We start from the raw sequence: 21,176 nt of genomic DNA, 5'->3' as shown, positions 1-21,176 counted from the left end.
GCTTTTAATTAAAAGCAAAGCCGTAATTTTTATAATTATTTTAACCTATGCATTCGCAAAGTACATCAACAGCTTTTTTTAATTCTTTATCTGTAATAGTTAGAGGAGGAAGAAGTCTTATTTTATTTTTAGCAGTTAAAGGTACAACACCTTTTTCTATACATTTTTCTACTATTTCTCTTGCATTTAAATTCTCTTTAAGACCGATTCCAAGCATTAAACCAATTCCGTCCACACTTACTACATTATCTAATTTTAATAATTTGCTTTTTATATATTTAGATTTCTTTTCTACACTTTTAAGCAGTTTTTTATCTATTATCTTTAGCACCTCCAAAGCTCCGCTGCAAACTACAGGATTAGCACCGAATGTTGAAGCATGATCCCCAGCTACAAATACATCAGAGCATTTTTTATTCATGAGCATTGCTCCTATTGGAAGTCCTCCGCCTAAACCTTTTGCTAATGTTGTTATATCAGGTTTGATATTGAAATGTTCCGAACACAGAAATTTACCTGTTCTTCCAACTCCAGTTTGAACTTCATCGATTATAAAAAGTATATCATTTTTTTCGCAATATTTTCTTACATTTTGTACATACTCCTTATTGAGAGGTATAACTCCTCCTTCTCCCTGTACAAGCTCCATCATTATAGCACAAGCATTATTTTTGAGCTTTGATACAGTATCTTCATAATTATTAGCTTCAGCAAATAAAAATCCTTCCAAAAATGGGAAAAAGAAATTATGAAAAACTTCCTGACCGGTTGCAGAAATTGTAGCCATAGTTCTTCCATGAAAAGAATTTTTTAATGTTACTATATTATATCTTTTATAATCAGCATTCTTTCCGTATTTATTAAATGAATATTTTCTTGCACATTTTATAGCAGACTCATTAGCCTCAGCACCTGAATTGGCAAAGAATACTTTATCGTATTTAGTCATAGTGCATAGTTTTTTAGCTAATTCTATGTATGGTTTGTTATAATAAAGATTTGAAGTATGCTGTAATGTTTTTAGCTGTTTAGTAACAGTATTAATCCATTTTTTATTTCCATATCCTATACTATTAACACCTATACCGCTTCCTAAATCTATATACTCCTTACCATCAATATCTTTTAATTTTGCATCTTTTCCTGATGCTAGTACCAAATCAAATCTAGCATAGGTATTTGCTACATATTTTTTACTATTGTTAATACATTCTTTTTTTCTTTTAGATTCCTTTTTTTTATTAACAGATTTTACAGATTTTTTTGCAGGCATTTTATTCTCCAATTTTTTATATTATTTTTAATTATTTATTAATAGAACATTGTACCTATACCTTCATCGGTAAACATTTGTATTATCATAGAATGAGGCACTCTTCCATCCATTATAAATACTTTTTTTACACCGTTTTGTACAGCATTAATACAATGTTTAACTTTAGGTATCATACCTCCTGAAATAGTTCCGTCTTTTAACAATTTATCTAAATCATCAACTTTTATTCTTTGTATTAAAGTTGATTCATCATCCTTATCTTTCAATAATCCAGGTGTATCAGTCATAAACATTAAAGTTTCGGCTTTAAGGCTTTCAGCTATTTTGGCAGCAGCTGTATCAGCATTTATATTGTATACATTGCCTTCACTGTCGCATCCAATAGTTGCAACTATCGGTGTATATTTATTCGTTATAATAGTTTCTAATAAATGAGAGTCTACTTCTTCAACATCTCCTACAAAACCTAAATCATCATTAGATTCATATTTTTTTATTTTAAACATATTTCCATCTATACCGCATATACCAAGGGATTTGCCTCCGCAACTGTTAAGTATCCCTACAAGTTCCTTATTTACTTTTCCAGCAAGCACCATTTTTACTATTTCAGCCGTTTCTTTATCAGTATATCTAAGCCCGTTTATAAACTTTGATTCTATACTGACTCTTTTTAGCATTTCTGTTATTTCTTTTCCGCCGCCATGAACAACTATTACTCTTATTCCTAATGTTGATAGCAGAGCAATATCGCTCATAACAGATTCTTTCAATTCATTGTTTTCCATAACACTTCCGCCGTATTTTACAACGATAGTTTTATGCTGGTATTTTTGTATATAAGGCAATGCCTGATTTAAAATATATGCCTTATCTTTATTTGATATATTTGTAATACTCATAATATTTATCCCTATTTTAGCTTCTGTAGGCACTATTAATTTTTACATAATCATAAGTTAAATCGCATCCCCAAGAAACGGATTTTACACCATTATCTTTTTGACTGTTCATATTAATCATTATTTTTATTTCATTTTCTTTAAGTATTTTTAGAGCCTCATCTTCATCAAATTCTAATCCGTATCCATTTCTGAATACCTCTATAGAACCGAAGCTGGATGCAATCGTTACTATAATTTTATCTATTTCAATATTATCAGCTTCAGTGTATCCTATAGCACATAATATTCTTCCCCAGTTCATATCGCATCCAAATATAGCAGATTTTACAAGACTTGACTGTATAACAGATTTAGCTATTTTTCTTGCAGTATCTAAATCATAAGCATTTATAACTTCGCATTCTATTAGTTTTGTAGCACCTTCTCCGTCTTTTGCTATAAGTTTTGAAAGATGCATATTTAACTTATTTAAAGCACGGCAGAATAGTTTATAATCATCATTATCAGAGTCTATTAATTTATTATTAGCCTCACCGTTAGCAAGTATTACACACATATCATTTGTTGATGAATCTCCATCAATACTAATCATATTATATGTATTTACAACATCTTCACTTAAAGCCTTTTGAAGCATTTGAGGGGTTATATTAATGTCTGTTGTAATAAAAGAAAGCATTGTAGCCATATTAGGATGAATCATACCGCTTCCTTTTGCTATACCGCCTATACTGATTGTTTTACCATCCAATTCAAAAGAATATGCTGATTCTTTTGTAAATGTGTCAGTTGTTAATATAGCCAATGCTGCATTTTTAGAATATTCAGCAGTATTTTGTGCATTATCTATTAAAGTTCTGATATTATTTTTTATAGGCTCTATAGAAAGAGGCATACCTATAACGCCAGTTGAAGCTACAGCAACATCCTGTTCATCTATATTCAAATGCATAGCAGTATATTTACACATTTCTTTTGCTACTTCAACTCCGTCCTTATTACATGTATTGGCATTTCCAGAATTACATATAATAGCTTTAGCATGACCATTTTTTAAATGTTCTCTGCTTACTATAATATTTGCTCCGCATACCTTATTTTTTGTATATACAGCAGCAGCAGAACACATACTTTTGCTGTATATGACACCTAAATCTTTTTTTTCTTTTTTCTTTTTTATTCCCGCATATACTCCGTTTGCAAAAAAACCTTTAGCAGCACATACGCCGCCTTCAACTTTTTTTATGTTATCATTATTTTCTGTCATTCTTACTCTCCCAAATAAATTTTTAAATCTTAAAACGCTGGAGGAATCATATTTAATCCAGTGTCTTCATCTAACCCTAATGCTATGTTCATATTTTGAATAGCCTGTCCTGCAGCTCCTTTTACCATATTATCTATGGTTGATACTATTATCAGCTTGTTTGTCCTTTTATCTATATGTAATGATATATCACAGTAATTTGAGTATTTTACGTTTTTTAAATTAGCAATATTTCCTATATTAAGTACACGTACAAACTTTGAATCCTTATAGAACTCAGTATAAACTTTATGTATATTTTCTAATGAAATATTTTTATCTTTTAACTTAGTATATATTGTTGAAACTATTCCTCTATTAAGAGGCAGCAAATGAGGTACAAAAGTTACTTTTATATTTTCTCCATATATGTTTGATAAAGTTTGTTCTATTTCAGGTGTATGTCTATGTTCAGCTATTTTATATGGGGCAAATGCTTCATTACATTCTGTGAAATGAGTATTTAATGTTAATTCGCGTCCTGCTCCAGTAGCTCCTGATTTAGAGTCTATTATTATATCATCTTTTTCTACTAATTTATTAACTAATGCAGGAGTCAATGCCAAAGCTATAGATGTTGGATAGCATCCTGGATTTCCTATGATTTTAGCATTTTTTAAATCTTTTTTGTTATATACATTATCATATTTAATTATTTCTGGTATTGAATAAACAGCAATATCATGCAGATTTTTATATTTGTATTCTTTTTTATACCAATTTTTATAATCTTCTTCATTGCTAAGTCTGAAGTCAGCACCTAAATCTATAAATAGAATATTTTTTTCATAACATTTATTTGCTATTTCTTCGCTTAAGCCATGCGGCAATGATGCAAATACTGCGTCTGTTTCTTCAAAAATACTATTTTCATCTATTAAAGTTTTACTGCAATTTTTATTTAGATTTGCGTATATTTCATCTATTGTTTTGCCAATAAAACTTTTTGAAGATAAATTTTGTAATTTAACTTTTGGATGTGATAATAGAAGTCTGATTAACTCTACACCTGCGTACCCTGTTGCTCCTATAACTGAAACTCTTATCATTGATAAACTCCATAATAAAGATTTGTAATTAATAAGTAGAATGATTTGAACTGAAATATGAATTAAACTAAAGAATTACCTGGTATGAACAAATAATGTAGCAATGAATATATACATAGCGATAATCCTAATCTATTTACTGTTGCCAATAATAATATTTTATTTTTTTAAAAATGTCAATAATTTTATAATTATTTTCTTTTGATGGGTATAACTAATATTTTGATGAATGCTATCTTAAAAATAAATTAGAAAGAATATATATTACTGAAGCAGCAGAAATAGTTTACAGCATTAGATTAAAATGAATTTTATTTAAGATTAAATAAAATATGACAGTAATATTATACATGTTGATACAATAATCATAGATTGATTTCTTAGATAATACATATCACAATCAAAAATATTGTATCAAGTAAAGTTAAACATATATAGCTATATGACATTTTGAAATATGTATAATAATTGTATTTAATATTAAGTATTAAAAATAATAATAAAAAATACATGAAAATCTTTTAATTATTGATATATAAAAAATATAAATATTTTAGAATATTCTAACATTTTTTATAAAAAATACTGTAATTTAAATTTGTAATATTTCTATATTCATTGTATAATATTTACATTAAAATTTGAAAATTAAATATTTAAGAGGAAAACTACAAATATGGCTGCTGCAGAAAAAACATATAGCTCGAAGAATATTCAAGTTTTGGAAGGGTTAGACCCTGTTAGAAAGCGTCCCGGTATGTATATCGGTTCTACAGGTTCTCAAGGTTTGCATCACTTAGTATATGAGGTTGTAGACAATAGTATAGATGAAGCTATGGCAGGATATTGTAAGAATATAACTGTTACTATCGAAAAAGACAATATAATAAAAGTTGAAGATGACGGAAGAGGAATACCTGTTGATATGCATCCTAAACTCAAAATTTCTGCTTTGGAAGTAGTTATGACTAAATTGCATGCGGGCGGTAAATTTGACAATGAAACTTATAAGGTGTCAGGCGGTCTGCATGGTGTAGGTGTATCTGTAGTTAATGCTTTAAGTACTGAACTCATTGCTGAAGTAAGAAAAGACGGAAAATTATATAAACAAGTGTATCACAGAGGTGTTCCAGAAGAGCCTGTTAAAGAAGTAGGTACAAGCACTAAAAATGGAACTACTGTAACATTTAAAGCTGATGCTGAAATATTTGAAACTACAATATATGACTACAAAATTCTTGCCAACAGACTAAGGGAATTAGCTTTTTTGAACAGAGGAATAAGAATAACACTTACAGATAAAAGAGAATCAGAAGTTGTAAGCAATGAGTTCTATTATGAGGGCGGTATAGAGATGTTTATAACCCATCTAAATGAGAATAAAAAAACATTGCATGATAAGCCAATTTATCTTCATAAAACAGAAGATAAAACTGATGTAGAAGTAGCTATGCAGTATGTTGATGCTTATAATGAAAATATATTTACATACTGTAATAATATCAATACAACAGAGGGTGGTACTCATTTGGTTGGATTCAGAACCGCTTTAACAAGAGTTTACACTGACTTTGCCAAAAAACTTGAATTAGATAAAAAGAACAAAATAACATTTATGGGTGAAGATACAAGAGAGGGACTCGTTGCTGTGGTATCTGTAAAAATACCTAATCCTCAGTTTGAAGGACAGACAAAAACTAAATTAGGAAATACTGAGGTTCGTGCTGTAACTGAAAAACTTGTTGTAGAAGGTTTGAATGATTATTTCTCACAGAACCCTAAAGTTATAAAAGCTATATTAGAAAAAATAATATCTGCTGCACAGGCTAGAGAAGCTGCCAGAAAAGCTAGAGATTTGGCTAGAAGGAAGAATGCCTTAGAAAGCGATTCTTTACCGGGCAAATTGGCTGACTGTTCAGAGCAGGAAGTTGATAAATGCGAAGTATATCTTGTAGAGGGGGACTCGGCAGGCGGTACTGCAAAAGGCGGAAGGGACAGACATTTCCAAGCCATTTTGCCGCTTAGAGGTAAAGTATTAAATGTTGAAAAAGCCAGACTTGATAAGATTATAGATAATGAAAGTTTAAAACCTATAATAGCAGCATTAGGATGCGGAGTTGGTGCTTCATTTGATATATCTAAAATAAGATACGGAAGAGTTATAATAATGGCTGATGCTGATATTGACGGCTCTCATATAAGAACTTTGCTTTTAACATTCTTCTTCAGATATATGCGTCCTTTAATAGATTTGGGGCATATATTTATAGCTGTTCCTCCTTTGTATAAAATAAGTTTTGATAAGAAAAACTTTATTTATGCTTATTCTGATGAACAAAGGGATAAAATATTGGCAGAAAATAAGGACAGAAAATACGACATACAGAGATATAAAGGTTTAGGTGAGATGAATGCTGATCAGCTATGGGAAACTACCATGAATCCAGAAACCAGACTTATGTATCAGGTATTGACTGAAGATGCCGAAAAAGCAGATCAATTATTTTCTATGTTAATGGGGGATGAAGTTAAGCCTAGAAGAGATTTTATAGAATCTAATGCCAGATATGTTAAAAATTTAGACGTTTAATCTGTAATTTTGTATTTTTTATATTTGTATTTTTCTTAAATATTGTTTTATTTTATAATAAAGATAATTGTATAATTTTAAGAAGGAGTAAAAAATATGGATAATAAATATGATTTAATTATAGTAGGCGGCGGTCCTGGAGGCATAGCTTCTGCAGTTGAGGCTGCCATATTAGAGATGCCTAAAGTACTTTTATTGGAGAAAGGTGATAACCACTCTACTACTATTAGAAAATTCTATAAAGATGACAAAAGAGTTGATAAAGATTATAAAGGCGAAGCTTTAGACCTGAAAGGAAATATTAAATTTGAAACTGCAACTAAAGGCGATGTATTGGATTTGTTCAGTCAATGCTTATTTGGAAATTATATAGAAGCAATGTTCAATACTGAAGTAGAATCTATCAAAAGAAATGGAGAATATTTAGAAGTAAATACTGCTGATAATAAAAAATATATTTCTAAATACGTTGTAGCTTCAATAGGTAAAATGGGAAGACCTAATAAACCTGATTATGCCATACCTGCAAGCTTGAATGCTGTTGTAAATTTTAACATATATAAATGCAAAGAAAATGAGAAAATATTAGTTGTAGGCGGCGGAAACTCTGCTGTTGAGTACGCTTACCTTTTAGGAAAGGATAATGATGTTACTATCAATTACAGAAAAGCTGAGTTTACAAGACCTAATGAAAAGAATTTAGAAACTATAAAAGAAGATATTGCAAGCGGAAAAGTAAAGGCTAAATTGGGTATTGATATTAAATCAATAGAGGATAAAGGTGGAAAAGTACTTGTTCATTATACTGATGATACAGAAGATACTTATGACAGAGTTATATATGCTTTAGGAGGAGTTGCTCCTGTAGATTTCCTAAAAAGATGCGATATAGAATTAGATGAAAGCGGAGTTCCTATAGTAAAAGATAATCATGAAAGCTCAGTTGAAAATCTATATATTGCAGGAGATATATTATATAAATCTGGCGGTTCTATAGCTAAGGCTTTGAATGCTGGTTTTGATATAGTAAAACATATTCATGATTTAATTAATAAATAAAATGAAGGAGTAAACATATATGTTAAAAGTATTAGTTGCTTGTGCAAGCGGTGCTGGTACTAGCTTGATGATGAAAGATAAAGTTTCAAAAGCTTTAAAAGAAGTTGGCATAGAAAATTTTGATTTAAGCCATTGCGATTTAAAAAGCTGCAAAATGGAAGATTATGATTTGATTTTCTGCCCTTTCAACTTTTTAAATCATTTTAGTCATGCATCTGAAAAAGGAATAAAAGTTATTGGCATAAAAAATATATTATCAGAGGAAGAGTTTAAAGAAAAATTAGAAACTTCAGGATATGTAGAAGAATTAAAAAATAAATAATAAATTATATATTGATATTGATGACAGGTTTATACAGCCTGTCATTATTTTTATATACATTATTAGTATTTACAAATGATTATAAAGAATATATTATCAATGCTGTAAATTATAATTGGAGAATATATGAAAATATTGGCTATAGATACTTCATGCGATGATACATCGGCTGCTGTAGTAGAGAATGGAAATAATGTTTTATCATCTGTATTGAGTTCATCAATAGATGCTCATAAAGACTTTCAAGGAGTTGTACCAGAAATAGCGGCAAGAAAGCATTTAGAGGCTATTATTTATGTAGTAGATAAAGCATTAAAAGATGCTAATCTTACATTGGATGATATAGATTTATTTGCTGTAACCAACAGACCAGGACTTTTAGGTTCATTGCTTGTAGGAGTATGTTCTGCCAAAGCATTAGCATTTTCATTGAATAAGCCTTTAATAGCATTGGATCATATAGCAGCACATATATACTCTCCTCATCTTACAAATAAAATTGAGTTTCCGTATATTGCCTTAGTTGTATCAGGCGGGCATACAATAATAACAGAAGTTTATGACCATGGAGAATATAAGGTTGTAGGTACTACATTGGATGATGCCGTAGGAGAGGCTTATGATAAGGTTTCAAAGTTTTTAAATCTAGGCTATCCTGGCGGACCTATAATAGATAAGATGGCAAAAGATGGAAACAAAGATGCTATAAAATATCCTATTATACTTTTAAACGGAGCAGATGAGTTTAATTTTTCATACAGCGGACTTAAAACTGCATGTGTTTATTCTACAAAAAAATATTTAAAAAACGGATATGAAGCTACTAATGAAAATATAGCAGCGGCATTTCAAGTAAGTGCAATAGAACCTTTGTATATAAAAACTCAGAAATATGTTGAAAAAACAGGAATAAAAAGGGTTACTCTTTCAGGAGGAGTTGCCTGCAATAGTTATCTGCGTGAAAGATTCGGAAATTCTAAAGATTTTGAATGCTATCTTCCAGCATTGAAATATACAACAGACAATGCGGCTATGGTTGGAGGACTTGCATACTATATGAAGGATAAGCAGGATTATGCTGATTATAGTTTGGATTGTGCTTCAAGAGTTTTAAATAAAAAATATAATAAAAACAAAGGTAAAGTTTAATTTTGTAATATACTATTAATTTTTTCTATATTTTTTTTACTTATGCTTCTTACTCTGATTTTTATTTTATAATTTTTTTTATTTTTCATCTCTTTTGTATAATAACTTTTAAGAAGTCTGTTATTTTCTGTAAATAATATTTTTGTTTTTTTGTCCATGCTTTTTATATAATATTCTATACTCAAAGCAATATTAACATTATCAACTTCCCAAGCAGAGAGAAATTTCATAGGCTTATGAAATTTTGTATAATTAGCACCTTTTCCTTTTTGATGTTTTTTAAATCTGTTAATAAGATTATTTGTGATGCCTGTATAATATGAATTATCTTCGCAAAGTATTATGTAAACATAATATTTATTTTTATCATCTTCCATTTCGTATATCGCTTATTATAGTATCAACATCTATATATATATTATTATTATATTTTTTGAATATACTGCATACATTATTATAATCTTCTAAAGTATCAACGGTTGTTCTTAATTCAGGCATAGCAAAATCATTATTAACTTTTGGATTTTCTATTTTGAACTTATCAGCATTTCTGTAATGATACTGTGTTATATGTTCATGTTCAAATTTATCATTAGAATTATCATCAGCATATTTTAAAGCATCATAATTTATAACCTCAACTCCGCTGCCGTAAGGAAGTAAATCATAATGGCTTAAATCAGCATTTTTTTCTATATGATAATCTACTATCATGTCCAATGCTTTTATGCTTACTAATGGATTATCACCTGTAGCACGTACGATAATATCAGCATTGAATTGTTCAGCTGCTTTTGTATATCTGTTTAAAACATCCTCTTCACTTCCTACAAAATAACTGCATTTAAGATTATCAAATATGTTTTTAAAAGCATCTAATGATTTTTCTTCAGTGGCAACAATTACATCATCTGCTATTTTGGAGCTTCTTAGTCTTTTAATAATAAGTTCAAGCATGCTGCTGCATTCAGACATCGGTTTTAATGCTTTATTTGGAAGTCTTGTTGAGCCTATTCTTGAAGCTAGTATAATAACTATTTTTTTCATCATAATAATACCTATATTTTTTTATTAAAAGTTTTTTAATTATAATGTAATAATTAGTATTGTCAATTTGTAAAAAATTAATTTTTTGTAAAATTACATATTGATTCTGGAGTTAACTAAAATGGTATAATCCAATAAAAATTAATAAGGAGAATGATTTTTATGTTAAAACAAAACAATAATATTCTAGTATTGGTATTGTCATTTGCAATATTCTCAATATTAAATACAGAAATAGGAATAGTTGGTGTTCTTCCTATAATTTCTAACACTTTTAATATAACTATAGATAAAGCAGGAATATTGGTTAGTGCTTTTGCTTTAACAATAGCAATATCAGGAATAATAATGCCTTTATTATTCTCTGGAATAAATAAAAAAATATCAATGTTAATAGTAATTGCTGTGTTTATAATAAGCAATATAGTATCAGCATTTACAAATAGTTTTAATGTGCTTTTGATATTTAGAATAATACCAGCTATTTTTCATCCTATTTATTGCTCAATGTCATTTATTATAGCTTCAGAAACAGCGGAAGAAAAAGATATACCTAAAGTAGTTGCTTTTATAATGATGGGAGTTTCGGCAGGAATAGTTATAGGAACACCAGCTTCTAATTTTATTGCTGAAACATATTCCTATAGGGCTTCAATGCTTTTCGCTGCTTTTTTAAACATTATATCATTCATTGGAATATTATTTATAGTTCCTTCGATGCCTGCAGTTAAAAAACTTTCTTATGGCTATCAGCTTTCTGTATTAAAATTTCCTATAACTTGGATATCATTATCAACTGTAGCTTTGATTGCAGCATCAATGTCATCGGTTTACAGTTATTTTGCTCAATATATTAGAACAGTATCAAATATTACTTGTAAATATTCAAGTATTATACTATTTTTATTCGGCATATCAAGTATAATAGGCAATTTTTTAGCGGGTAAATTTTTATCAAAGAATGCATTAAAATTTGTAGGTATTTATCCTTTTGTATTTACAGCAGTATATATTTTAGTATTTATATTCGGAGGATTATTTTCTATGATGTTTGCTTTAGCATTTGTGTGGGGAATGGTATATGGAATGGGAAATAATATACAGCAGTATTGGATTACATCAGCACTTCCTCAGGCACCAGAATTTTCAAATGGGCTTTTTATATCATTTGGAAATTTAGGAATAACTATAGGCACTTCTATAGGAGGTTTATTTATTTCAAAAATAGGAATAAAAAATATAATATTATGCGGAATAATGTTTTTGATATTAACATTTATATCAGTAGTAATTAGGCTGGCTATAAATAAGGATAATGCTAATTAAATTAATTATATTTATAATAGCAAAAATTATATAAAAAATTTTTAACTAATATAAATATTTAGAATGCTGTTATATAATTTTTTACTATTGAAGTTTTTTATATTTTTTATTATACTTTAGTGAATGAATAGGACTAATCAGTTTTTTGATAAAATTCTGCAGAATTTCGATAAAGTTTCTGACATTGAAAAGAAAAAGGTATTTAAAAGACTTACCACTCTTTTATACTCTCAAAACATAATCATAGAAAATCTTGAAGAAGGTATAATTGCAATAGATAATAAAGGCATAATACAGGAGATAAATAAAAAGGCTTGTTTCTTATTTTCAATACCTAGAAATTCTGAAGGCAAATTTCTTTCAAAATACATGCATACTAATGATATAGGAAAAACAATATTAGAGCTTATAAACATCAATGATTCAGAAACTAAATTATTAAAAGATAATGACAATGAAAGAATACTTCAGATAAATATACTTCCTATAGGGGACAGCGGAAGAATAATAGGAACTCTTATAAAAGCATTTGATATAACAAAAACTTATGAAAGCACTCATAAACTTAAAAGGGCAGAACAGTTAGCATCTCTTACAACATTAGCAGCAGGCGTTGCACATGAGATAAAAAATCCTTTAGGTTCTATTTCAATATATGTTCAGCTTATAGAAAAAATAATAAAAAAGAATATGGACAATGACTGTCAATGTTATAAGGATTTTAGAGAATATTCTGATATAATCAAAGAAGAAATAGCTAGGCTTGAAGATACTATTAATTCATTTTTATTTTCTGTACGCAAATTAGAATTGGATATTGAAGATGTTAATATAAATGAGCTTATTCTTTCTACAGTTTCATTTTTGAAATATGAAATAGAAAAGAATAATGTTAATATAGATATAAAATTTGATAAGGATAATTTAATATTAAAATTAGATGCTAAATACATAAAACAGTCATTAATTAATATAATACAAAATGCAATAGATGCTATGAGCGAAAATTCTGCTGATAAGAAAAAAGAGATTTATATCAAATTGAAGACTATTGATAATTATGCTGTTATAAGTATAAAAGATACAGGAATTGGAATGGAAGATGAAACTTTAAATAAAATATTTGAGCCTTATTTCACAACCAAAAGACATGGTACAGGATTAGGACTTACAAATGTAGTTCGTATAATAGAAGCCCATAATGGCAATGTTTCAATAGAAAGCGAATACGGCAAGGGAAGCGAGTTTATAATAAAACTTCCATTGCAGCAGGAAAATCAAAAATTTTTAAAAACGGATTTATTAGATTATGCCTAAGATATTAGTAATAGACGATGAAAAAAATATAAGAGATGGTATTAAAAAATCATTAGAGTTTGAAGGTTATGAAGTAGTAACTGCAGAAAATGGAGAAAAAGGAATAGAAACAGTTTATAAGGGCGGAATAGATTTAGTTATAACAGATTTAAAAATGCCTGAAAAAACTGGCGAAGAGTTTTTAAAAGAAATTTTGGAGTTCGATAAGCATATACCTGTAATAGTTTTAACAGGACACGGCAATGTGGAAACTGCTGTGGAAATGATGAGATTAGGTGCTTATGATTTTATGACAAAGCCTTTCAATCTCGATAAAATGCTTTTGATAATAGCTAGAGCATTAGAAAGTAAAAATATAAAAAAGACAAATGAAACACTTGAAAAGCGTGTAGATTACCATGAAAGTTTTTACGGAATGATAGGTCATAGCCCTAAGATTCTTAAGGTTTATGAAGCTGTAAAGCAGGTGGCAAGAACTAAAGCTACAGTATTGATAGAAGGCGAAAGCGGAACAGGTAAGGAATTAGTAGCAAGTGCAATTCATCAAATGTCAGACAGAGCAAAACAGCCTTATATTACAGTAAACTGTGCGGCACTTTCTGAAGGTGTGCTTGAAAGCGAATTATTCGGACATGAAAAGGGAGCTTTTACAGGAGCTATAGATAAAAAGATTGGAAGATTTGAGGCTGCTAATAAGGGTACAATATTTCTTGATGAGATAGGTGAAATTAATCAGGCTGTGCAGGTTAAACTTTTAAGAGTTCTTGAAGAGAGAGTTATTGAGAGGGTAGGTTCTAATACTCCTATTGATGTTGATATAAGAGTAATTGCTGCTACAAATAAAAAATTATCTGAAGAAATTAAAGAAGGTAAGTTTAGAGAGGATTTATATTATAGGCTTAATGTTATAAAGATAGAAATGCCTCCGCTTAGAGAAAGAAGAGAAGATATACCTCTTTTGATAGATAATTTCATTAAAGAGTTTTCAAAGGTTCATTCCATAGAGATAAATTCTATTGATAAAAAAGTTTATAAGATATTATCATCATTACAATGGGAAGGAAATGTAAGAGAGCTTAGAAACACAATAGAAACTATGGTTGTTATGAGTAGGGATGGTAAAATTGACGAGAGTAATATACCTGACTGGGCATTGAAAGGAAATAATGATGATGATTTTGTGGTAGAAGGAAATGTTACTTTGGAAGAGCTTGAAAAGATGTATATAAATTATTTATTAGGTCGAAACAATTTTAATAAAGCACAGGTTGCTAAAATATTAGGTATAGAAAGAGCTACGCTTTATAGAAAATTAAAAGAAGATATTAAAGATTGACAGTAAATATATTTTTTAAAGAGGGAATAAAATCCCTCTTTTTTTATTTATCAAATATTATTTTACAGCAATCATTATAGTATCGCCTACTGATACGCTTCTTGGTTCTGTTTTATCTAATGATTTCAATTCAGAAAAATTTGGTATAATTATTGGAGAAGTAATATCATATTCTTTTTCAACTTCATATTTATCAAATTCTATTAATAAAGTACCTGCCTTTACTTTATCTCCTTCTTTTACATGAGCTTTGAAGTGTTTGCCGCCTAATTTTACAGTGTCCATTCCTATATGCACAAGTATCTCTATTCCTTTAGATGATAGTCCTATAGCATGATTAGTATCTACCATTGTAACAACTTCTCCGTCTACAGGGGAGTAAACTTTTCCATCCTCAGGAATAATAGCCATTCCATCTCCAAGTGCTTTGCTTGAAAAAGCTTCATCTTTTACTTCTGAAACATCTACTAATTTGCCTTTGATAGGACTTTTTATTTCTATTTTTTTAGAGAATAAACCCATATATGCCTCCAATATTTCTTTATGTTACGATTTTAACATAAACATTTATAAAGTAAATAACTTTATATACTAAAATTTTATTAATCGTGTTTATTTAAGTATTGTTATCGTACAATTTTAAATTAGTTTAAATATATTTATTGTATTTATTAAAAATTATTTTTATTTATATTTTATTGTAAAATAAAATATATAAAATACTTGATATATTAAAAATTGTTTAAGTTTGTAATAATAATTTACCTAAAGATTAGAAAAATATAAAAAAAATATTTTTATACATCGTATAATACTTGATTATAAAAAAATAAGTACTATAATTATATATAGAGAGAAAAATTTTATATAACATGTAAATATATAAAAATTTTTATAATTTTTAACGGAGGACATATGTTTAATTATCTACAAAGGATAGGTAAATCCTTAATGGTTCCAGTAGCTGTACTTCCTGCGGCTGCTATTCTTTTAGGTATTGGTTATTGGATTGACCCAAATGGATGGGGAGGCGGAAGTCCTGTTGCGGCATTCTTTATTAAGGCAGGCGGAGCTATTATTGATAATATGCCTATACTATTTGCTATCGGTGTTGCATTTGGTATGTCTAAGGATAGAAACGGAGCTGCTGCTTTGGCTGGATTAGTTGCTTTTTTGGTTGTAACAACTCTTTTAGCTCCTGCTACGGTTGCTATGATTCAAAGTAAAGATGCTGCTGAAGTACCTGCTGGTTTTGCTAAAATTAATAACCAATTTATAGGAATACTTTGCGGTGTTATAGCAGGAGGTTTATATAATAAATTTGCTGAGGTAAAATTACCTGAATTTTTAGCATTTTTCAGCGGAAGAAGATTTGTTCCAATAATAACTTCTGTAGTTATGATGATAGTATCTTTCATACTAATGGTTATTTGGCCTGTTATTTATAATGCTTTAGTAGCATTTGGCGAAGCTATAATAGGTCTTGGTCCTATAGGTGCTGGTATATACGGATTCTTTAACAGACTTTTAATTCCTGTTGGTTTGCACCATGCTCTTAACTCAGTATTTTGGTTTGACGTTGCTGGTATTAATGATATACCTAATTTCTTAGGCGGTCAGGCTTCTATAGATGCAGGTACTGCTACTGTAGGTGTTACTGGTATGTATCAGGCAGGATTTTTCCCTATAATGATGTTCGGACTGGTTGGTGCTTGTTTAGCTTTCATAAAAAATGCTAAGCCTGAAAATAAAAACAAAATTAAGTCTATAATGTTAGCAGCTGCTTTTGCAAGTTTCTTCACTGGCGTTACTGAACCTATAGAGTTTTCATTTATGTTTGTAGCTCCTGTACTATATCTTATACATGCCATATTAACTTGTATATCTTTGATTATTTCTGCAAGCTTTAAATGGATGGCTGGCTTCGGATTCTCTGCAGGTTTTATTGATTTGCTTTTATCAACTAAAAACCCATTAGCTACTCATTGGTATATGCTTATTTTACAAGGTATAGTATTCTTTATATTATATTTTGTTATATTTGATTTTGCTATTAGAAAATTCAATCTTAAAACACCAGGAAGAGAAGATGATGATGCAGATGCTGATGAAAGAGAAATATCAGTAGGTGCTTCTTCTAATAAATCTTATGCTGATAAAGCTATACTTTTACTTCCTTTATTAGGCGGAGCAGAAAATATAGTTGATATAGATAACTGTGCAACTAGATTAAGATTGGAAGTTAAAGATAATAGTATAATTAATGATGCTGAAATAAAAAGGAACTTCCCTGGAGTATTAAAACCAGGTAAAACATCAGTTCAAGTTATAGTTGGTACAGATGTTCAATTTTTAGCTGATGAGTTTAAGAAATTAGTTAAAAAAGAATAGTTATAATTATTTATGGCTTGCGGTATTAATTTACTGCAAGTCATTTTTTATTATATTATCCAGCATTGTAAATAATTCATCTTTACTTTCGCATTTCATAAGTTCTATTTTATTTTCCATTTTGTATCCAGTAAGATATTTCATAATGAATTTACGCATAAAATGTATACCGCTTATTTCTCCGTAAAGTTCGCAGCATCCGTTTATATGTTCTTTCATAATGTTTATTAGATTATCATTTTCATTGATTTTATTATTATAATTATCATTATCATCAAATATTGTATTAAGCTCTCTGAATATCCATGGATTTCCAATAGCAGCCCGCCCAACCATTATTCCATCAGAATTTGATATTTTAAAGGCTTTTAAAGCATCCTCTTTGTTTTTTATATCTCCATTACCTATTAATATATAATTTTTACCTAATGCCTCTTTTACTCTTGCTATAGCCTCCCAATCAGCAGTTCCTCTGTATAAGTCGCTTGCATATCTTCCATGCAGTGTAAGAAAGCATGCTCCGTTTTCTTTTAATGCTAATGCTCTTTCTATTTCTCCGCCTTCTCCTCTTTTAAGTCCTAATCTTATTTTTACGCTTACAGGAAGTTTTGAAACACTTTTTACCGCTTTTAATATTGACACCATTTTATCAGTATCAGATAATAATCCAGCCCCTCCGTTATTTTTTACTACTTTCTTTGTAGGACATCCCATATTAATATCTATAAATGAAAATCCGCTTAAATCTGTTATTTCTATAGCCTTTTTATAATCATCTTCATTTGCCCCGAATAATTGAAGCGATATAGGGTACTCATCTTCTTTATGCTCCATATATCTGTATGTCTTTTTTACTCTTCTAGCTAAAGCAGCAGCACTCACTAATTCTGTTATAAGAAGTCCTGCTCCGAATCTTCTTGACAGTCTTCTGAATACATAATCAGTATACCCTGCCATTGGTGCCAAAAAGAATCTTGAAGGTATATTTATGTTTTCTATTACAATGCTTCTGTTCATATTTTATTCCAATTAATTTGTCCGATATAATATAATAATTAGTAAAAAAGTTCAATAATATAATATTATTGTTTTTAAACTAAATTAATATTTTATTTTTATATAATTTGGTATTTTCTATTGCATGCCTCATCATAAAATTATAATAAATTACAATAACTTGACACAGAACAATTATGACTATATAATCCAATTATATGCAATAGGCATGGAAGGGTATATATGAAAAAAGTATTTATTATATTATTATTGTTTAATATTCTTTTATATTCTAAAACTTTAGATGAATCGTTATTTTCCGCTGTAGAAGATAATAATATAAAAAAAGTTAAATCATATTTAGAGCAAGGTGCAAACTGTAATGCATTAGATTCTTATAATAGAACGGCTTTAATAAATGCTTCTGTAAGCGGATATGATGATATAGCAAAACTGCTAATAGAAGAAGGTACTGATGTCAATATTCAAGATAAAGCAGGTGCTACAGCATTAATGTATACTGCTAGAAATACAAATTATGAAATGGTTGAAGTTTTATTAAAAAATGGTGCCGATGTAAACATTAGAGATATAACAGGAGAAACTGCATTATATTATAGTATTGAGCATAATAGTTTCGGACAAGAAAATGAAACAGAAAATGCTATAAAAATACTTAATTTATTAATAAAATACGGTGCTGATGTAAATACTAAAGACAATGATGGAGCATCTCTCCTTGATGTATCCTATAGAATTTCAGAATCTTTTGATAAAAATAAAGAAATGTTTAAAATATTAGTTGAAAATGGTTTTGATTTAGAGTCAGGAATAAAAACGGGTATATCTGATTATGATTATACTCCTTTAATGATAGCAGCTTTAAGAAATGACTATGATATGGTTAAATATTTGCTTGATAAAGGTGCCAATCCTAATACAGCAAATAATGAAAACAAAACAGCTTTAACAATTGCTAATAATTATGGAAAATTTGATATTTCAAAATTACTTATACAACAAGGTGCCAATATAAACGCACAAGATGAATACGGCTGTACAGCATTAATGAACGCTGCTTTAAGCGGAGACTATGAAATGGTTAAATTTTTATTAGAAAATGGTGCCAATATAAATACTAAAGACAATGATGGAAACACTGTATTATATTATAATATTTGCTATGATCATTATGGAAAAGAAGAAATGCTAGAAAATGCTAAAAAAATATTTAATTTATTAATAAAATACGGTGCTGATGTAAATACTAAAGACAATGATGGAGCATCACTTCTTAATAAATCTTATAGAGCTTCAACAGCATTGGCACAAAATAGAGAAATGTTTAAAGTATTAGTAGAAAATGGTTTTGACTTAGAATCAAGAATAAAGGCTGGGGAGCATTATCCTGAAGATTATGATTATACTCCTTTAATGATAGCAGCTTTAAGAAATGACTATGATATGGTTAAATTTTTAGTTGAAAAAGGTGCCGATGTAAATGCCAAAACACATTCTGAATATAGCTCAGTAGTAACTCCACTATTACTCTCATTAGATTATGAACATATTGAATCTAGATATGATGAAAATTCATCTGTTGCAGAATATTTAATAAATAACGGTGCTGATATAAATGTAAAAAATAATCATGGAGAGACACCTTTAATGTATGCTTCCAAACTTCATAATATAAAAGTGATAGAACTTCTAATACAAAAAGGTGCTGATATAAATGCTTTCGATAATTATGGAAATACAGCCTTAATATATGGTGTAAATAATTTAGAAACAGTAAAATTATTAGTTGAAAACGGTGCTGATGTAAACTTTTATAAAGGAGGAAGTACTGCTTTAATATCAGCATGTGAGTATAGTCATGAAAGAAATATAGATGTAATAAAATATTTAGTTTCAAAAAATGCTAATATAAATGCCCAAGATAATGAAGGAGACACAGCTTTAAATAAAACTCTTGATACTTCAGATGAAGGCAGTATTGATATATTAGACTTTGAAATAGCTAATTTTTTAATAGAGCAAGGTGCTGATGTAAACATAAAGAATAAATACCAATATACTCCTTTGATATATCTTGGTATGGGTGAAGGTAATTTTAATAATAAAAGTTTTCAGGAATATCGCATAAAATTAGCTGAAGTTTTATTAGAAAAAGGTGCAGATATTAATGCTCAAGATTATGAAGGATACACTTCTTTAATTTGGGCTTGTGCATCATCAGGGTCAAGGTTTGCTGAACCATATGTTAAATTTCTAGTAGAAAAAGGAGCCGATGTAAATATAGAAGATGACCATGGAGATACTGCTTTAGATATAGCAGAGAATCTTAAACTTAGAAAAATTGCAGGTATTCTAAAAAAAGCCCAAAGAAATAGAAACTAAATTTTTATAGTTAAACTTGTAACTTTATATTTAATTTAGTATATACTTGAACAATTTTATTTTGTCAATTAGTACATATTATACAGAATTATCAACTTTTTTGCCGCACACACTTAGTGAAAAACGCAATTGCTAGAACTTTATATTTTAAAGATATGTATTAAACGTATGACAATACCTAAAATTTGGGCTACGCCTAGAGGCGGACTTCGTCAAATGCAGTCTTTTTGGTTCTTTGTGCCAACAAAAGAACTTGGGGTGTGGGGGCTAGTCCCCACAAATACTAAAATTTAAAAATTTATTTTTTGACAAACTATAATTGTTTAGGTATAATAAAGTCATGAGAAATATTAATGTTTTAAATGACTATTTTGTGAGATATCTTTTCTAATCATCATACAGTAATTTAATACTGCTTGACTTAATGCTTGATTCTAATATAAAAATTTTAAAAGTGTATATATTTTCTCCTCATCAATGAAAGGATTGTATATTCATAAATTATAATATACTTGTTTTGAAAGTACTTGACAAGATTATATATGCAATTTTAGTAATTTATCAATTATAAAAGCAATGTTTTTATATGTTGTGTAATTTTGTTATTTTTTATATATAAACGTGCAGTATTTCGCATGCAAACACCTTCTTACTGCACGCATGGAGTTGCAATTATAAATAAAATTAGTTTTGAAATAAGCATA

Annotated in this window: 18 protein-coding genes; 10 read left to right on the top strand and 8 right to left on the bottom strand. The window is 28.9% G+C overall.

Going from position 1 to position 21,176, the window contains the following annotated elements:
* Window positions 1–40: 40 nt before the first annotated feature.
* From Q0J69_RS03730 to argC, 4 genes are read right to left on the bottom strand one after another with little or no spacing between them, the layout of a single operon-like run.
* Window positions 41–1,273, bottom strand: coding sequence for an aspartate aminotransferase family protein (locus tag Q0J69_RS03730; RefSeq protein ID WP_297204439.1), 1,233 nt, complete (start codon window positions 1,271–1,273; stop codon window positions 41–43).
* A 38-nt stretch (window positions 1,274–1,311) separates the two neighbouring features.
* On the bottom strand, window positions 1,312–2,172 hold the full coding sequence (gene argB / locus Q0J69_RS03725) for an acetylglutamate kinase (protein ID WP_297204721.1): 861 nt from the start codon (window positions 2,170–2,172) through the stop codon (window positions 1,312–1,314).
* Window positions 2,173–2,194: 22 nt separating this feature from the next.
* On the bottom strand, window positions 2,195–3,448 hold the full coding sequence (gene argJ, locus Q0J69_RS03720) for a bifunctional glutamate N-acetyltransferase/amino-acid acetyltransferase ArgJ (RefSeq protein ID WP_297204437.1): 1,254 nt from the start codon (window positions 3,446–3,448) through the stop codon (window positions 2,195–2,197).
* Between the two features lie 29 nt (window positions 3,449–3,477).
* Window positions 3,478–4,536, bottom strand: coding sequence for an N-acetyl-gamma-glutamyl-phosphate reductase (gene argC / locus Q0J69_RS03715; protein WP_297204435.1), 1,059 nt, complete (start codon window positions 4,534–4,536; stop codon window positions 3,478–3,480).
* 676 nt (window positions 4,537–5,212) lie between these two features.
* Here argC and gyrB point away from each other — a divergent pair.
* From gyrB to tsaD, 4 genes are all read left to right on the top strand, one after another.
* Entirely contained in the window at window positions 5,213–7,126 is a 1,914-nt protein-coding gene (gyrB, locus tag Q0J69_RS03710) for a DNA topoisomerase (ATP-hydrolyzing) subunit B (protein WP_297204433.1), read from the top strand.
* Window positions 7,127–7,222: 96 nt separating this feature from the next.
* The gene (locus tag Q0J69_RS03705; RefSeq protein WP_297204432.1) at window positions 7,223–8,185 is read left to right on the top strand and encodes an NAD(P)-binding domain-containing protein; all 963 of its coding nucleotides are present in this window, start codon (window positions 7,223–7,225) and stop codon (window positions 8,183–8,185) included.
* A 19-nt stretch (window positions 8,186–8,204) separates the two neighbouring features.
* Window positions 8,205–8,507 carry a PTS sugar transporter subunit IIB gene (locus Q0J69_RS03700; protein WP_297204430.1) on the top strand — a complete coding sequence of 101 codons (303 nt, stop codon included), beginning with the start codon at window positions 8,205–8,207 and terminating at the stop codon, window positions 8,505–8,507.
* A 126-nt stretch (window positions 8,508–8,633) separates the two neighbouring features.
* The gene (gene tsaD / locus Q0J69_RS03695; protein WP_297204426.1) at window positions 8,634–9,656 is read left to right on the top strand and encodes a tRNA (adenosine(37)-N6)-threonylcarbamoyltransferase complex transferase subunit TsaD; all 1,023 of its coding nucleotides are present in this window, start codon (window positions 8,634–8,636) and stop codon (window positions 9,654–9,656) included.
* On the opposite strand, the gene Q0J69_RS03690 is transcribed toward tsaD, so the two are convergent.
* Window positions 9,653–10,033, bottom strand: coding sequence for a GIY-YIG nuclease family protein (locus Q0J69_RS03690; RefSeq protein ID WP_297204424.1), 381 nt, complete (start codon window positions 10,031–10,033; stop codon window positions 9,653–9,655). The two genes, tsaD and Q0J69_RS03690, sit on opposite strands and share 4 nt — an antisense overlap.
* The gene (locus Q0J69_RS03685) at window positions 10,023–10,703 is read right to left on the bottom strand and encodes a spore coat protein (RefSeq protein WP_297204720.1); all 681 of its coding nucleotides are present in this window, start codon (window positions 10,701–10,703) and stop codon (window positions 10,023–10,025) included. Before Q0J69_RS03685 ends, Q0J69_RS03690 begins: the two co-directional genes overlap by 11 nt.
* 162 nt (window positions 10,704–10,865) lie before the next feature.
* Between Q0J69_RS03685 and Q0J69_RS03680 the strand changes: the two genes are divergently transcribed.
* The 3 genes from Q0J69_RS03680 to Q0J69_RS03670 all read left to right on the top strand — a co-directional run bounded on the left by Q0J69_RS03680 (window position 10,866) and on the right by Q0J69_RS03670 (window position 14,682).
* Window positions 10,866–12,029 (top strand): MFS transporter, encoded by a 1,164-nt coding sequence (locus Q0J69_RS03680; protein WP_297204422.1) that lies wholly within the window; start codon window positions 10,866–10,868, stop codon window positions 12,027–12,029.
* A 123-nt stretch (window positions 12,030–12,152) separates the two neighbouring features.
* Window positions 12,153–13,346: an ATP-binding protein gene (locus Q0J69_RS03675; RefSeq protein ID WP_297204421.1), complete on the top strand. Its 1,194-nt coding sequence runs from the start codon at window positions 12,153–12,155 to the stop codon at window positions 13,344–13,346.
* Window positions 13,339–14,682: a sigma-54 dependent transcriptional regulator gene (locus Q0J69_RS03670; protein ID WP_297204419.1), complete on the top strand. Its 1,344-nt coding sequence runs from the start codon at window positions 13,339–13,341 to the stop codon at window positions 14,680–14,682. Before Q0J69_RS03675 ends, Q0J69_RS03670 begins: the two co-directional genes overlap by 8 nt.
* Window positions 14,683–14,739: 57 nt before the next feature.
* Here the strand turns inward: Q0J69_RS03670 and Q0J69_RS03665 are convergent, their stop codons facing one another.
* A complete protein-coding gene (locus tag Q0J69_RS03665; protein ID WP_297204418.1) occupies window positions 14,740–15,204 on the bottom strand; it encodes a PTS glucose transporter subunit IIA in 465 nt (154 codons plus the stop codon).
* A gap of 393 nt (window positions 15,205–15,597) precedes the next feature.
* Between Q0J69_RS03665 and nagE the strand changes: the two genes are divergently transcribed.
* Window positions 15,598–17,073, top strand: coding sequence for an N-acetylglucosamine-specific PTS transporter subunit IIBC (gene nagE / locus Q0J69_RS03660; protein WP_297204417.1), 1,476 nt, complete (start codon window positions 15,598–15,600; stop codon window positions 17,071–17,073).
* 30 nt (window positions 17,074–17,103) lie between these two features.
* Here nagE and Q0J69_RS03655 read toward each other — a convergent pair whose 3' ends face one another.
* On the bottom strand, window positions 17,104–18,090 hold the full coding sequence (locus Q0J69_RS03655) for a tRNA-dihydrouridine synthase family protein (RefSeq protein ID WP_297204416.1): 987 nt from the start codon (window positions 18,088–18,090) through the stop codon (window positions 17,104–17,106).
* A 222-nt stretch (window positions 18,091–18,312) separates the two neighbouring features.
* Here Q0J69_RS03655 and Q0J69_RS03650 point away from each other — a divergent pair, with 222 nt between their 5' ends.
* Window positions 18,313–20,472, top strand: a complete 2,160-nt coding sequence (locus Q0J69_RS03650; RefSeq protein ID WP_297204415.1) for an ankyrin repeat domain-containing protein — start codon at window positions 18,313–18,315, stop codon at window positions 20,470–20,472.
* A gap of 168 nt (window positions 20,473–20,640) precedes the next feature.
* Window positions 20,641–20,766 carry a hypothetical protein gene (locus Q0J69_RS03645; RefSeq protein WP_297204413.1) on the top strand — a complete coding sequence of 42 codons (126 nt, stop codon included), beginning with the start codon at window positions 20,641–20,643 and terminating at the stop codon, window positions 20,764–20,766.
* Window positions 20,767–21,176: the final 410 nt, after the last annotated feature.

It is taken from the genome of uncultured Brachyspira sp., from assembly GCF_944388875.1.
Taxonomy (GTDB): Bacteria; Spirochaetota; Brachyspiria; order Brachyspirales; family Brachyspiraceae; genus Brachyspira.
The sequence above is the reverse complement of the archived record's forward strand: the minus strand, read 5'-3'. Positions and strand labels throughout refer to the sequence as shown.